Raw genomic sequence first — 14,494 nt, forward strand, 5'->3', positions numbered from 1 at the left:
ATAGAAAAATGCGTTTGTGTTTGTCCTTATTGCGGGGAGCGAGACAAATGTGAATGCGCTCTCTTTGAAGCAGCAACTGGTGGATAAATTTTACATATTCTTAATAACAAACAAAACTTAGGTGACATGTTGGAACAAACAGACATCAGCTGGCTAATTGGTGGGCCACAGGGAAGCGGGGTAGAATCTGGAGCTAACATATTTTCCCGAGCATGTGCTGCAATGGGCTATGAGATCTTTGGGAAAAGAGAATTTTATTCTAACATAAAGGGCGAGCACAGCTATTTTGTTGTCCGGGTGTCAAACAATGCGATTCACTCAAACATCAACGACGTAACACTGATGGCCGCATTTGACGCAGAGACAATTTTTCGGCATGCAGACGAAGTAATCAAAAACGGCGCGATAATCTACGACTCTGATCTTGTTGCCACCAAAGTTGACGAGGTCCATAACATGGATCTCAACTACAAGCAAAGATTGCTAAAGTATTTGGACTCTAAAAACAAACCGTACACAATTCAGGGAATTTTAGATATTGCGCAAGAGCGCGGCGTTAATCTGTATCCTGTATCTTTTAGAAATGTTTTGTCTACAATGGCAGACGAGGTAAACAATCCCCGACTCAAAGGAATGGTGAGGATGTTCAATGTGCTTGGAGTCTCGTTCTCACTTGGCGTGCTTGGAATGCCTCCTGAGACACTGCTTAGCTCAATTGATGCGATTTTTGCAAAAAAGCAAGCCATTGCGGATCTTAACAAAAAAACAGCAAATTATGCGTATAATTTTGCCACTGCAAAGTTTCCGAATTTTACGTATCGTCTAAAGCAAGTTGAGAAAAAACCTGGCACCATCCTGGTTCAGGGATACCAGGGAACTGCGCTTGGCAAAATGGTCTGTGGCTGCAGATTTCAGCCGTACTATCCGATCACCCCCGCCTCTGATGAGAGCGTCTATTTGGAATCAAACGAAATTTTAGATGTCAAGGAAAACAGGCCTGGCTCAACTGTTGTGGTACAAACAGAAGATGAGATATCTGCAATGGGGATGACGATTGGGGGTGCACTAACAGGTACCCGTTCAGCAACCTGCACGTCTGGTCCAGGGTTTTCACTTATGGCAGAAATGCTGGGATGGGCAGGAATCAACGAGGTTCCAGTTGTAATTACTCTGTATCAGCGAAGTGGACCGTCCACCGGGTTACCTACACGACACGGTCAGGATGATCTAATGTTTGCAATCTATGCAGGACACGGCGAATTTCCGAAAATGGTTTATGCGTCAGGCGACATCGAGGAAAGCTTCTATGATACTGGAAGATGTTTTAACTATGCTGACATCTATCAAGTCCCAGTCATCCACATGATGGACAAGTTTCTGGCAAGCTCTGTAGTTACATGCAAGAGGTTTGATTCTGATAAAATAACAATTAACCGAGGAAAACTCTTGGATAAAATTGAGGGAGACTACAAGAGGTTTGCTTTTGTCCCAGATGGGATCTCTCCAAGGTCAAAACTTGGGCTTGAAAATGGCATATTTTGGAATACTGGCGACGAAAGTGATGAGTTTGGCCACATATCCGAAGATCCTGAAATTAGAATAAAGAAAATGGACAAGCGATACTCCAAACTGGACTACATGCTAAAAACAATGCCTCAAGAGGAGCAGGCAGTATCGTATGGAGTATCTGACTACTGTGTTGTGAGCTGGGGCTCCACAAAGGGCCCGATTCTTGATGCAATTGACATGCTAAAAAAAGAAAATATCAACATAGGATTCATCCAAATGAAACTACTTCATCCATTCCCAACTGACTATATCAAATCGTTACTGAAAAATGCCAAAACAATAATTGACATTGAGGCAAACCAGACAGGTCAGCTCGGACTGCTTTTAAAGCAAAACTTGGAACACAGTCCTGATTACTATATTCTAAAATACACTGGAAGGGCAATGACTTCAACAGAATTGTACGATTCACTAAAAAACATAATAGCAAACAAGGCCGAAAAAAGGCAGGTACTAACTCATGGCGCTTAAGATAGGTGACTACAAAACCGAGGTACACAACGACTGGTGTCCTGGATGCGTACTGCCTGACACTTTACTTCACTGCAATCCCTCGGTGAAACAAATACAACAAGTCAGCGTTGGAGAGCGAGTTCTTGGAAGAGATGGCCTTTACCATAGGGTGAGCGAAGTTATGGCACACATTCATAGGGGAAAAGTTTTCAAGATTATGACAAAATGTTTTGGAGCAACATATCTTACGGATGAACACCCTGTCCTAATAGTAAGACGTGAACATCAAAAACGACACAACAAAAAATTTGATGCCGTTTGGACAAGAGCAGACGAAATCAAAACAAAAGATTATCTTGTATATCCTGTTCAAAAAGAACAAATTGACAGAGAGTTTATTGATGTCGATTATCAATTAAAGAAAAAAGACACCGTAAGCAAAGATCTGCCAAACAAAATTCCGCTCAACGAGGATACTCTGAGACTAATGGGATACTATATTGCGGAAGGACATGTGCATGAACGAGAGATTTGTTTTACATTTAACTCAAAAGAAGTCGAATTCATAAATGATGTTGAAAATATCATGCTGCAAACGTTTGGTCTAACTGGAACGGAAACTACCAAAAGAAATGTAACGACCATTTCATTTTATTCGGCACCACTTGCAAGGATATTTTTAGATTGGTTTGGACACAAATCATACAACAAAAAAATACCGCATTTTGCAATGCTTCTTCCTGCCATGAAGCAAAAAGAACTGATCAAAGGATTGTGGCGCGGGGATGGCTGGTTAAGCACTGAACAAATACGTGGCAATTTCAAGACTGTTTCAAAGACCCTGTCTGAACAGCTAAAATCCTTGTTGCTAAGACAGGGAATTGTACCAATAATTTCTGTTGCCAATGCAAAAGGCATTCACAGAGAATCGTATTCGATTCAGATTGTAAACGATCGTGATTTTGCAATACTGTGTAAAATACTAGATGAGAAGATGGAACCAAAAAACCATGTTGGAAAACCCCCATCATCCGTACTCACACCTGACTATGTAATGATCCCAATCAAAAAAATTGAAAGTTTTGACTATGATGGCCCAGTATACAACCTAGAAGTTGACGATGTTAACTCTTACGTAAGCGAAAACGCAATCTTGCATAACTGTGGTGATTTTGGTATTGTCAATGCAATACAGATGGCGCTATCCGAAATGCAGATACCTCGACACCAAGCCGCAATATTTTCTGGAATAGGGTGCTCTGGCAAGACATCTCACTTCATCAACGTGTACGGTGTCCATACTCTGCATGGGCGAGTTCTGACATTTGCACAGGGCGCAAAGCTTGCAAATCCGGATATGAAAATCATTGCAGCGGGTGGTGACGGAGACGGGCTTGGAATAGGGGTGGGTCATTTTATCGCAGCCGGTAGGCGAAACTTGGATCTAACATACATCATATTTAACAACGGAGTTTACGGACTTACAAAGGGGCAGGCATCTCCAACACTGCGGCTGGGAGAAAAAACAAAATCACTGCCAACCCCAAACACAAACTACAACGTCAATCCAATCGGCCTTGCGATTACAAGCGGGTTTACCTTTGTCGCGCGTGGATATGCGTATGACGTGAGGCATCTAAAGGATCTCATTATAGCAGCGGTGAACCACAAAGGTCTTGCATTTCTTGACGTTTTACAGCCATGTCCTACATACAACGACATCAATACCCGTGACTGGTATTCTGGGATGGATAATCTGGACGAATCAAAAAAACAGCACTCACGAATCTACAAGCTTGAAGATACAGGATATGATCCAGTGGTTCATTATGACTCTGAAACGGAATTTAACGAAAAATTAACACAGGCACTAATCAAATCTCTAGAATGGGACACTAAAATCCCAACTGGCATATTTTATAAAAATGAAATAATCAGCCAATATGAAAAGAGAATCATGGATAAAATTCCAAACTATATGGAAAACCCGCCATCCTCGCAGGTCGTCTCATCAAATGGCAAGCCAACTACTGACATATCAAAAATTTTAGATTCCATGTCTGTTTGAAATGTTATGGGTTATAATATAATGAATATTAGCAAGTTACACGGAAGGTTGTACTATAATTGAATCTGACTGAAGCAAACAAGATATTTAGAAAATCCATAATTAAAGGATATTTTGAGCCAAGCTTGCTTAATCTTGACTTTAGCAAATCCAACATAAAGCACCCGATAATGCCTGAAGACGGACTCATGCAATCAAACCTGTTGCACATCTTTTTTGATGTTGAGACTGGCTCTGATTATCCTGATGGTGATGAATGGCTTATAGCAGAATTTCTATTCCCCTACAACATAAAAATTCCAGACAGCGTCAAGGGTCCTGACTATTTTACATCGCTTTCGTTAAGTGATGGCAAAAATTACTGGCATCATAGAGAACTAATCAGATTCAAGTACGGGAAATCAAAAAAACTTGCCGAATCATTAGAATTCTTGGATTCCAAGTACAAAGAACTTCATTCGATGCTAGAGCCGCTAGAAAAAGACATCAAATAGATATTTTCCAGACGTCGTTTTTTAGGATGAATTTTTTCTTGTTTGCAAACAGGGTGTTCAGCTTCCACTTTCTAGTCTCGACATCGAAGTTGTAAATCACATTTGATATTTCCTGGGGCATGTTGGAAGAGTCCAGGTGAAATGGCAACAATTCAATCACAAAATCCATCTTTTCTAGTGCGTTATCAAACCAACTGCGGTCCTCTACGTCCAATACAAATCCTATCTGTGGGCTGCCGGAAAAATTGATCTCGATTTTCAGCGCATTGCTTGATCCTCTGCGCCTTTTCATCTCCTTGAAAATCTGTTTGACCTTGTCCCATCTGCGATACTCAAACCATTTGAAAAATTCCTCATTGAATTCAAGCGGAATTGACAGTGTGACAAGACTCACAAAGTTTGGATCCATTTCCTGCGTTTCAAATTGCGTTACGCGAAATCTCTCGTTAAATATTCCATAAATTACCTCGATTTCCCACGGTGAGATTCCATAATATCTCAAATCTGCAGTGAGAAAGCCGTCAGACATGATTTTCTTTTCTAAAAAATTGTAATTAAAGTTTCGAGGAGCGGCTCCGGAAAACTAGTCTTACCATATGGTGTTTATGTATTTCCAGAGATAAAATATGCTAATCGTGCCGATGAAAAAGAGCATTGGCTTCCATGCAAAGACAGGAATGCTTGGAGTTGCTAATCTTATCTTGTAATTGTCAAATACTGTGTGGACATAGTTCTTTACTTTGTCATTCCATATTTTGTAGTCGATTTGGTGTTTTTTCAGCATACCTTCAATCTCATAAATCACAGGAGTTCTCTGGCAGAACAAGTGCTGCAAATAATCCCTTGAGACCTCGACTTCTGCATGTATTGCAACTAGTCCCTTTTTCATATCGACCAGTCTGACGTGCATCTCCCATGGCTTTTTCAGCTTTAGCGACAGGCCGTGGCCAATTTGGGACTCTTGTTTGTGTTCAAATTTTACGTGAGTAAAGCCCTCGTTTTTGAATAATTTTAGTAGATCCTCTACATTTTTTTTAACAATAACTGTAAGCTGTTCTACTCCCTTAGCATCAATGGATATGGTTCGCTTGATTCCGTCTTGGAGCGATATTGTCTTTGGGTATTTTGTGAGGTATTCTTGCGCCATTTCTCTATTCTGTCCTCAAAACCAGTTTTATTTAAAGGAATAAACCTGTCTTGACAATATGCTCTAATTTTTGCTCTGAAAGCCACGAACATACACGCACTGATCGTAGGATATTGCCATCTCATCTGTCCTGATTTTTCTGTCAGTTAGTTTTACTCCTGATTTTTTTATTACTGCAACCGGCGTTGACTCTGATCCCTCCCCCATCTTGTGATTTGCGATTGTGGCAAGATTGTCAGCAGTTGCCTTTAGGGTAACTTTGAGGGGATTGCCGTCAAGGTCTTTCTGTCCTCGCATGTCGTGCACCGGCTCTAATCCCGCACACGCGATTGCGACGCCAGTAGTCCCAATTCTTGCTGGCATCAACCTGCTGTCCACAATTATTACCCCTACGTGAATTCCAAGATTAAGGAAGATCTTTCTGCGCAGCTGCTCTGCCATCAAATACGGCAAGTCTGGATACAAAATTACGCTGCCCTTTCTCACATTTGATTTGTCTATTCCTGCGTTTGGAGCAAGAATGTTATCTGATGACGTGAGTACAAAGCCTGCAACTCCTCCGAAAATTTTATCCGACTCGCGCAAAACTATCTCAGCTGTCTTTGCGTCAAGCTGAAACCTTTCCGATATGGCTTGAGACTTTTCAGACGATTTGACTTTCTCGATATCTACTATGCGGTTCTGCGAGTTTGCCGTATACTTGCTTGATATTGCCAAAACGTCTCCGTCTTCTAATCTGACCGCGCCGTCTAGTGAATTCATTATGTCTTGGTACAGATCAAAACCGCCTTGTCGTTTTTCTATTCTGACTGGAATGACTTCTAGCGACACAACCTGTTATGCGAATTTCGTATCTTTTAGTCTTCTTCTACAAAGCTTTTAATCCAAAATACTGCGTATTTTTCATGTGAATATCACAGAAAAACTCCTAGCAAAGGCTGGCGGCAAGTCAAGCGTAGCGCCAGGCGACATTGTTTTTGCAAACGTGGACAAGGTGATGATTCACGATGTTTCAGGACCTGGCGTCATCAAGGTATTTGACAAGCTGAAAAAAGAGGGAACGATCAGCGTGGAAAAGCTTTGGGATCCGTCAAAGGTGTGGGTTGCAGAGGACCATTTTGTCCCGTCCGCTGAAAAAATTTCCGCAGAAAACATCATGAAACTAACAAAGTTTACAAAGCAATATGGGATTGAAAAACACTTCAAGTACGGGATGGGCCAGTATGGAATATGCCATACCCTGTCACATGAAGAGGCCCTGGTCTTGCCTGGCGAGATATATGTTGGCGGCGACTCGCACACAAATACCACCGGGGCACTGGGCGCATTTGCCTGTGGCCTAGGGCATACTGATGTTGCATATGTCCTACTGAATGGAAAGATCTGGTTCAAGGTTCCAGAGACGTTATACTTTAAGCTAAATGGAAAACTACCAGAGAACGTAATGGCGAAAGACTTTATCTTAAAAATAATTGGCGATATTGGAAATGATGGCGCCGCATACGCTGCGATGCAATTTGGCGGAAGCGGAGTATCTGATATGTCAGTAGAATCTCGGCTTACACTGTGCAACATGACTACCGAAGCTGGCGCAAAAAACGGAATCGTAGAGCCAGACCAAAAGCTCTTTGATTATCTTGCCGCTCGCGGAGCTACCAATTATTCTCCGGTGTATGGTGATTCCGATGCGCAATATCAAAAGGTCTACGAATACGAGGCATCAGAACTGGAACCGTTAGTCGCAAAACCCTTCTCCCCAGAAAACATCGCAGTTGTAAGGGATGTTTCAGGAATTGAGCTTGACAAATCATACATTGGTTCCTGCACTGGTGCAAAATACGAGGACTTGGAAGCTGCAGCAAAAATTCTAAAGGGAAGAAAAGTCAAAATTAGAACCGAGATCTTACCTGCAGCAATATCCATTTACAAAAGGGCGATGGAAAACGGCCTGCTCAAAATATTTCTTGACGCCGGTGCGACTGTGGGGCCTCCGACATGCGGCGCATGCTGTGGAGCACACATGGGGGTCTTGGCTAAGGACGAAATCTGCATTAGCACTACTAACAGAAACTTTCCTGGACGAATGGGCCATGTGGAATCTCAGACGTATCTGTCATCTCCTCTTGTTGCTGCAGCGTCTGCAGTCACTGGTAAAATCACCGACCCGAGGGATCTGTAATGGGCAAGGTAATAAAATACGAGCGCGACAACATCGACACTGATGTAATTTTACCTGGTACTTATCTGAAACTACATGATTATGATGAAATAGCAAAGCACGCAATGGAGGGAATCGATCCTAATTTTCATGCAAGGGTGAAAAAAGGCGACTTTATTGTGGCAGGAAAAAACTTTGGTTGTGGCTCCTCGCGTGAACACGCCCCTATTGCATTGAGCCACTGTGGAATCAAAGCAGTTCTGGCACTGTCGTTTGCAAGGATTTTTTACAGAAACGCAGTCGATGGGGCGTTCTTACTTCCAATAGAAATCGACGAAGCTGCCTACAAGAAAATATCGGAAAACGATGAGCTGGAGATCAACACTGACAAAAACGAAATCAAAAATCTTACAAAAAATGAGACCTACCCGATGAAGCCCTTCTCAGACATCATATCGAAGATAATCGCGGCGGGCGGCCTCTTCAAATACAAACCAGACTGAGCGTTATCTGTTTTACAATTTTATATTGAATCTTACAACCATCTAGTGTAAAATGCCGCAAACGTTGTTTGAAAAAGTCTGGAACTCCCACAAGGTTACCGAAATTGACGGTAGGACCCTCATCTACATCGATAGACATTTGGTGCATGAGGTAACGTCGCCACAGGCCTTTGACGGATTACGGATAAACAAAAGAAGGGTTCGAAGACCTGACTTGACGTTTGCCACCATGGATCACAACGTCCCGACAAACAACCGCTCCCTTCCAATCATCGACCAAATTTCTGCAATCCAAATCAAAACGCTGGAGACAAACTGCAAAGAGTTTGGCATAGAGCTATTTGACTTGCACAGCCCGTATCAGGGAATAGTGCACGTGATAGGACCGGAGCTTGGGATAACGCTACCTGGAACTACGATTGTATGTGGAGACAGTCACACCTCAACGCATGGTGCCTTTGGTGCATTTGCCTTGGGCATTGGAACAAGCGATGTGGAACACGTCTTGGCAACACAATGTCTTGTGATGGACAAGCCAAAAACATTTGAAATTAGAGTGGACGGGAAAAGAAAGCACCGACACGCAATTACTGCAAAAGACATCATTCTTTCTATCATAAAAAAAATTGGGACGGCGGGCGGAACTGGTACTGTAATTGAGTATCGTGGGGAGGCAATCTCTGATCTCTCCATGGATGAAAGAATGACCGTGTGCAACATGTCAATTGAGGCAGGCGCAAGGGCAGGCTTGATTGCACCTGACAACAAGACATTTGATTATTTGAAAGGAAGAAAATACGCTCCTAAAAATTATGATGACCTAGTTAATTCTTGGAAGGCTGATTTGGTGACAGATAATGGGGCCAAGTTTGATAAGACATTTGCAATAAGTGCAAGCGACATCGTACCCCAAGTAAGCTGGGGAACAAATCCAGCAATGACTAGCGATGTTACAGATGCTGTGCCATACCCAGACGAATACGCAAAAGGAAACAAAAGCCAGGAAGACGCAGCAAAAAAAGCGCTAGAATACATGGATCTAAAACCTGGAACGCAGATCACCGACATCAAAATAGACCGAGTGTTCATAGGATCTTGCACAAACGCCAGGCTCCAAGACTTGGTAGAGGCAGCAGATGTCATTCATGGAAGAAAAGCATCGCCAAATGTTCGCGTGATGGTTGTCCCAGGATCCCAGCAGGTAAAAAAACAAGCAGAAGAAATGGGGCTAGATAAAATATTTCAGGACGCAAATTTTGAGTGGCGAGAATCCGGATGCAGCATGTGTCTTGGAATGAATCCTGATATTTTGTCAAGGGGTGAAAGATGTGCCAGTACGTCAAACCGAAATTTTGAAGGAAGGCAAGGGTCTGGCGGTAGAACCCATCTTGTAAGCCCTGTCATGGCTGCAGCTGCTGCAATTGCGGGGCATTTTGTTGACGTACGGGAGTGGTTTTAATTTGGAAAAATTCAGCAAAGTATCAAGCACTGCCATCCCACTAGATAGGGCAAATGTCGACACTGACCAAATCGTCCCAAAACAGTTTCTCAAGCTAGTCCAAAGGACCGGCTTTGGCAAATTCTTATTCTATGACTGGAGGTTTGACCAAGACGGAAAGCAAAAGCCAGACTTTGTGCTAAATGATCCGACGTATTCTGATTCGCACATACTCTTGGCCGGTGAGAACTTTGGGTCCGGCTCGTCGCGCGAACATGCTGCATGGGCACTAAAGGACTATGGACTAGACGTGATTATAGCACCTTCCTTTGCCGACATTTTCTACAATAACTGTTTTAAAAACGGCATTCTGCCAATTTCCCTTCCAGGAAATCTGGTGGATGATCTGATGCAGACAAAATCTGCAATCGAAGTTGATCTGGAATCTCAAACCATCCGGTATGATTCTAGGACAATCCCATTTGCGATAGACGAGGGCAGAAAAAAAACGCTGCTTGAAGGGCTAGATGACATTGCAGTTACACTGCAGTATGAAGACAGGATTACCTCATACGAAAAAAGTCACGCCTTGTGACCCATCTGCTTTAGTATTTTTTTAACTACTGTATCATTGCGTTCTAGTATTGCGGGGGATTCAACATCGAGCCACGGCGTATCTTTGATATCAAATGCGCTAACCAGTCCCTTTTTTGATAGCCCCTGCAAAATGTCAAATGACAAGTTAACGTTCTTTTTTGTCCTAAATTTGGCCTTTATCAAATCAATTATTTTTCCATGGATTACATAGATTCCGGTGCATTCGAAATTCGGCATTTTGACTAGGGGCTTTTCAATGAACTCTGTGACGACACCGTTGCTTACTTTTGCAAACCCCGTCTCCTCCTTTCTGTACTGCCTTGTTGCAACGCACGCCATGCTCTTTTTTTCAACAAAATGCTCGTACATTTTTTCCAAGTTGACTGCCCCCATGTTGTCTACAAACCACAAGAAAAACGGCTCCTTTCCAAGCGTTTTGCCTAGGTGTAACAAGTCTCCCGCAGTACCGCTTCCTGAATCTTGGACAAATTTTATTTTGGGATCGTTTTCGAAATAGTTCTTTATCTGGCCTCCGAGGCCCGCGATGTCTGCAACTATGATTATCTCTGAGACTAGCTTGAATGATGACAGGTATCGTACGACGTGGTCTATCAGGGGACTTCCTAAAACTGGGATCATCGCCTTTGGGAAATAATCCGTAAACGGCCTCGCACGAGTTCCTTTGCCGCCTGCTAAAATTACCGCTTTCAATTACCTGTATGATTTCTGCTTTCTTCTTCTAGCTCCAGGCCCACCAAATTTCTTTGGCTCTTTTTGTCTGGCGTCTCCGCTTAGAAGGTGTTTATCAAACTCGTTGATTTTCTTGCGCAACTCGCTTCTGACCGGCTTTGCAAAGGGGTGCTCTTTTGGATCCTTTTTCGATTTTGTCCAGCCTGTAAGCGCCCTTGAAATTGCAGTTGCTGCAGCATATGCTTGACCCATAAATCCGCCGCCCTTGACGCGAACTGAAATGTCTACTTTGTTTCTTAATTCGCCTGCAAGCTCAAGTGGACTCAGGATTACCTCTCTTGCAGTCTCTTGCTGAATCATTTCTGCAGGAGTGTTGTTTATTCTAACTCTGCCAGTGCCTTTTGTGATGTATACGTGTGCCCTTGACGTCTTTCTTGTTGCAAAGTAGATCTCTGTCTTTGGGATCATGCTGGTGTCCACCCTACTGTCTTTGACAAGTCATACATTGTGGTATAGTTGGCAGAAGGTCTTGTGATTTTTGCATTTTCCAAGACTATCTTTTTTGATGATTTCAACTGTTTTGGCACTCCCATGTATGTTCGAAGGCGTTTTAGTGCTGCATCCCCTGACGGCTTTTTCCTTGGAAGCATTCCACGCACCATTCTTGCAATTATTGTGTCTGGTCTTCTTGGGTGGTATGGGCCGTGTTCTGGATGCAATATGCTTGCAATCTCTAAAAAGTCCCTGTACTCGTTTATGATGTTGCTCCTGTTTCCGCTAAGCATTATTTTTTCACAATTTACAACTGTAACGCGGTTTCCCTGAAGTAGCATCTTTGCCACGTTTGAGCTCAGTCTGCCTGCAATCTGGTCAGTTCCGTCAATTACTATGTTTTGAGCCTGTTTATCCAATTATTCTCACTCCCTTCCCTGAAGGAAACTTGGATATCATTTCAGAATGACTGATAATTTTTCCGCCTGCCTCTAGAATCTTTTTTGCGGCTGAAGTGGAAATGGAAAACGAACAAACTGTTATTTTGTGAGAAATCTTTCCGGTTCCAAGCAGTTTGCCTGGCACCATGATGACGTCGCTGTCTTTGGTAACGTTGTCTATCTTAGTCAAGTTTACTATTCTTTTTGCAGAAGTCGGCTTTAGCGCCATCTCTGCAACCTTTGACCAAATGGGGGCCTCGTTCTTAATTGAAGCTTGTTTTAGCTCTTTTACCATCTTTACCATAACTTGATTGGTCATAGAATGGCCTTTTGTAGCCCAAATATAATATGTATGATCACGCTTTGAGTTCGGATATTGTCTGTTTGAACTCTTGGAGTCTGCTTTCAAGCTCATCGACTCCTGCCACGAGAATCTGTTCTGGACTTAGTGCGCCCGTGGTTTCCAGTGTAAGGACATACTCATCCGGCTTATCTGTGTGGGTTAGAACTGATACGTTTGCAGAATTCCATTTGGCGTGGTCTGATCCGCGCCCAAGTCTTGCATATGCCTCGACTTTGAGCTTTTGCCCTGGTGCTAATTGTACAATTGGGATCTTGTCTGATACTGCCTTTACTGTATCGTCTTCTGAGCTGAGTTCTGAAGAATAGATGGTTCTTGTTGTGTCTGTTTCGCCAGAGTCTATTACCAGCATTACGCGGCAGTTTGAGCAGCCTGACTTACTTTGGCATGAGCACTTGGATGGTTCTGCAAATCGCTTTAGGTCAGTTTTTAGTGGAATGAGGCCTAGTCTGTGGGCAACACCCTCATCTGACATTACAGAGGAATTGTCAATGACGTCTACGGTGTCTATTGCAAAAACAGGAACTCCGTTAAGACAAATTCGTCTTAGAGCATTTGCGTACTGTAGGGGCGCGCCCTTGATCTTAACTGACATACGTTGCTTATCTTGCGAAATAATCTCTAAAGAAGTCAAATCTTAAAAAAAAACTCGCTGGTCCACATAAAAATCTAGCGTGTTTTTGACAGAGATAAATACTGATATTTGGTTACTAAAGCATGACTGAGGTAACGGTAATTAGACATTCCGTAGCCGGGGAAAAATTCGAGATTTTAGTAAAGCCTGATCCTGCCCTTGATTACAAGTTGGGCAAAATAAAGGACGTCTCAGCAATTCTGGTATCTGACGAAGTATACACTGACTCTGGCAAGGGAACCAGGGCATCTACAGAAAAATTACTAAAGGCCTTTGGAACCGAGGACACAAATGCAGTAATAGAGCAAATCATCAAAAAAGGAGAACTTAATCTAACCACTGATCAGAGGCGAAAAATGATTGCCGAAAAAAGAAAACAAATCATCAACTTTATCGCAAAAACATACGTTGATCCAAGATCTCATCTGCCTCATCCTCCGATGAGAATAGAGCAGGCATTGGAACAAACGCGAGTCTCCATCGACCCGTTCAAAAACTCAGAGGAGCAGGCAAAGGAAGTGGTTGAAAAACTCCGTACTATAATTCCGCTAAAGTCCGAAAACATGCTGCTAGAAATCACGGTTCCAGCCCAATATGCGTCCCAATCTTATTCCGTACTAAAGTCAAATGGAACATTAAAAAAAGAAGAATGGCAAAATAATGGATCTCTTAAAGCAATACTAGAAATACCTGCGGGAGCAAGGGCAAACGTGATAGACAGGCTTGGCTCCATAACCAAGGGTTCGGCAACTGTGGAGATGGTAAAGTAATGGACGATATTAAAAGAAAATATGTAATTCCTGGCGATGTAATAACAACTGGTCCGTACAGGGCAGAAGAAAATGTTAATCTTGTAGGTGACAAAATCATTGCGACCACCGTCGGCATTTCTGAAATTTATGATAGTGGCGTTAGGGTCATTCCGTTGACTGGAATGTATGTTCCAAGAATCGATGATTTCATAATTGGTATAGTAAAGTCTCACACCTCGCTTTCGTGGGAGCTTGACATGCGTTCATGTTATCCGGGTATTCTGCCTGCCCAGGATGTTTTTGGAAGGGATTTTAACCCAAAAGTTGACGAGCTGACATCGCGTCTCAAGAAAGGAGACCTGGTTGCGGCAAGAATTGCAAACTTTGACAGATCACGCGACCCACTAATCACGATAGGCGATAGAGACCTTGGGAAAATCGAGGAAGGCGAGCTAGTCAAGATTTCGCCAAGCAAAGTTCCAAGACTTATTGGAAAACGCGGCTCTATGATTCAAACAATAGAAAACGCCACGAAGGCGCTGATTACAATTGGACAAAACGGCTACATCGTAGTTTCGTGCGAGGAGCCAGAGGGATTATTAAAGGCACTTGATGCCATAAGAATGATTGACGAACAGGCACATGTTCCAAATCTGACTGAAAAAATACAAGAAATGTTAGGATCAAATAGTGAATAA

The 14,494-nt window shown here is 42.7% G+C and carries 17 protein-coding genes and 1 pseudogene; 10 read left to right on the top strand and 8 right to left on the bottom strand.

Annotation, left to right across the window (positions count from 1 at the left end):
* Nucleotides 1–129: 129 nt before the first annotated feature.
* The 4 genes and pseudogenes from NKMY2_RS04315 (at nucleotide 130) to NKMY2_RS04325 (ending at nucleotide 4,584) form a co-directional block, all read left to right on the top strand.
* A complete protein-coding gene (locus tag NKMY2_RS04315) occupies nucleotides 130–2,040 on the top strand; it encodes a 2-oxoacid:ferredoxin oxidoreductase subunit alpha (protein ID WP_102007756.1) in 1,911 nt (636 codons plus the stop codon).
* Nucleotides 2,030–3,172 (top strand): annotated as a pseudogene (locus NKMY2_RS10955) (LAGLIDADG family homing endonuclease); the annotation flags it as partial. The gene NKMY2_RS04315 and the pseudogene NKMY2_RS10955, both read left to right, overlap by 11 nt.
* Nucleotides 3,173–4,090: a thiamine pyrophosphate-dependent enzyme gene (locus tag NKMY2_RS10960; protein ID WP_042685221.1), complete on the top strand. Its 918-nt coding sequence runs from the start codon at nucleotides 3,173–3,175 to the stop codon at nucleotides 4,088–4,090. It abuts the pseudogene before it with no gap.
* Between the two features lie 59 nt (nucleotides 4,091–4,149).
* Entirely contained in the window at nucleotides 4,150–4,584 is a 435-nt protein-coding gene (locus NKMY2_RS04325) for a hypothetical protein (protein WP_042685045.1), read from the top strand.
* Here the strand turns inward: NKMY2_RS04325 and NKMY2_RS04330 are convergent.
* The 3 genes from NKMY2_RS04330 to NKMY2_RS04340 form a co-directional block, all read right to left on the bottom strand.
* Entirely contained in the window at nucleotides 4,577–5,113 is a 537-nt protein-coding gene (locus NKMY2_RS04330) for a hypothetical protein (RefSeq protein WP_042685049.1), read from the bottom strand. The genes NKMY2_RS04325 and NKMY2_RS04330 overlap by 8 nt on opposite strands.
* A gap of 60 nt (nucleotides 5,114–5,173) precedes the next feature.
* A complete protein-coding gene (locus tag NKMY2_RS04335) occupies nucleotides 5,174–5,731 on the bottom strand; it encodes a hypothetical protein (protein WP_042685051.1) in 558 nt (185 codons plus the stop codon).
* 63 nt (nucleotides 5,732–5,794) lie between these two features.
* The gene (locus NKMY2_RS04340; RefSeq protein WP_042685054.1) at nucleotides 5,795–6,562 is read right to left on the bottom strand and encodes a coenzyme F420-0:L-glutamate ligase; all 768 of its coding nucleotides are present in this window, start codon (nucleotides 6,560–6,562) and stop codon (nucleotides 5,795–5,797) included.
* Nucleotides 6,563–6,638: 76 nt separating this feature from the next.
* On the opposite strand from NKMY2_RS04340, the gene NKMY2_RS04345 reads away from it, so the two are divergent.
* Genes NKMY2_RS04345 through leuD form a run of 4 tightly spaced genes read left to right on the top strand, consistent with a single transcriptional unit; the run spans nucleotide 6,639 to nucleotide 10,425 of the window.
* A complete protein-coding gene (locus tag NKMY2_RS04345; protein ID WP_042685056.1) occupies nucleotides 6,639–7,910 on the top strand; it encodes a 3-isopropylmalate dehydratase large subunit in 1,272 nt (423 codons plus the stop codon).
* Entirely contained in the window at nucleotides 7,910–8,392 is a 483-nt protein-coding gene (locus NKMY2_RS04350; protein WP_042685059.1) for a LeuD/DmdB family oxidoreductase small subunit, read from the top strand. Before NKMY2_RS04345 ends, NKMY2_RS04350 begins: the two co-directional genes overlap by 1 nt.
* 52 nt (nucleotides 8,393–8,444) lie before the next feature.
* Nucleotides 8,445–9,851 carry a 3-isopropylmalate dehydratase large subunit gene (gene leuC / locus NKMY2_RS04355; RefSeq protein ID WP_042685062.1) on the top strand — a complete coding sequence of 469 codons (1,407 nt, stop codon included), beginning with the start codon at nucleotides 8,445–8,447 and terminating at the stop codon, nucleotides 9,849–9,851.
* A gap of 1 nt (nucleotide 9,852) precedes the next feature.
* Entirely contained in the window at nucleotides 9,853–10,425 is a 573-nt protein-coding gene (gene leuD / locus NKMY2_RS04360) for a 3-isopropylmalate dehydratase small subunit (RefSeq protein WP_042685065.1), read from the top strand.
* Here leuD and NKMY2_RS04365 read toward each other — a convergent pair.
* Genes NKMY2_RS04365 through NKMY2_RS04385 form a run of 5 tightly spaced genes read right to left on the bottom strand, consistent with a single transcriptional unit; the run spans nucleotide 10,413 to nucleotide 13,044 of the window.
* Nucleotides 10,413–11,138, bottom strand: coding sequence for a nucleotidyltransferase family protein (locus NKMY2_RS04365; RefSeq protein ID WP_042685069.1), 726 nt, complete (start codon nucleotides 11,136–11,138; stop codon nucleotides 10,413–10,415). The genes leuD and NKMY2_RS04365 overlap by 13 nt on opposite strands.
* Nucleotides 11,139–11,585, bottom strand: a complete 447-nt coding sequence (locus tag NKMY2_RS04370) for a 30S ribosomal protein S9 (RefSeq protein WP_042685072.1) — start codon at nucleotides 11,583–11,585, stop codon at nucleotides 11,139–11,141. It abuts the gene before it with no gap.
* Nucleotides 11,582–12,028: a 50S ribosomal protein L13 gene (locus NKMY2_RS04375; RefSeq protein WP_042685075.1), complete on the bottom strand. Its 447-nt coding sequence runs from the start codon at nucleotides 12,026–12,028 to the stop codon at nucleotides 11,582–11,584. The genes NKMY2_RS04370 and NKMY2_RS04375 overlap by 4 nt, the downstream gene beginning before the upstream one ends.
* Complete coding sequence (locus NKMY2_RS04380) at nucleotides 12,021–12,368, bottom strand: 50S ribosomal protein L18e (protein ID WP_076613386.1); 348 nt, start codon at nucleotides 12,366–12,368, stop codon at nucleotides 12,021–12,023. Before NKMY2_RS04380 ends, NKMY2_RS04375 begins: the two co-directional genes overlap by 8 nt.
* 37 nt (nucleotides 12,369–12,405) lie before the next feature.
* Nucleotides 12,406–13,044 carry a DNA-directed RNA polymerase subunit D gene (locus NKMY2_RS04385; protein WP_042685078.1) on the bottom strand — a complete coding sequence of 213 codons (639 nt, stop codon included), beginning with the start codon at nucleotides 13,042–13,044 and terminating at the stop codon, nucleotides 12,406–12,408.
* Between the two features lie 83 nt (nucleotides 13,045–13,127).
* On the opposite strand from NKMY2_RS04385, the gene NKMY2_RS04390 reads away from it, so the two are divergent.
* Nucleotides 13,128–13,814 (top strand): ribosome assembly factor SBDS, encoded by a 687-nt coding sequence (locus tag NKMY2_RS04390; protein WP_042685081.1) that lies wholly within the window; start codon nucleotides 13,128–13,130, stop codon nucleotides 13,812–13,814.
* Nucleotides 13,814–14,494, top strand: a complete 681-nt coding sequence (gene rrp4, locus NKMY2_RS04395; protein ID WP_042685083.1) for an exosome complex RNA-binding protein Rrp4 — start codon at nucleotides 13,814–13,816, stop codon at nucleotides 14,492–14,494. Before NKMY2_RS04390 ends, rrp4 begins: the two co-directional genes overlap by 1 nt.

Source organism: Candidatus Nitrosotenuis chungbukensis, assembly GCF_000685395.1.
GTDB lineage: Archaea > Thermoproteota > Nitrososphaeria > Nitrososphaerales > Nitrosopumilaceae > Nitrosotenuis > Nitrosotenuis chungbukensis.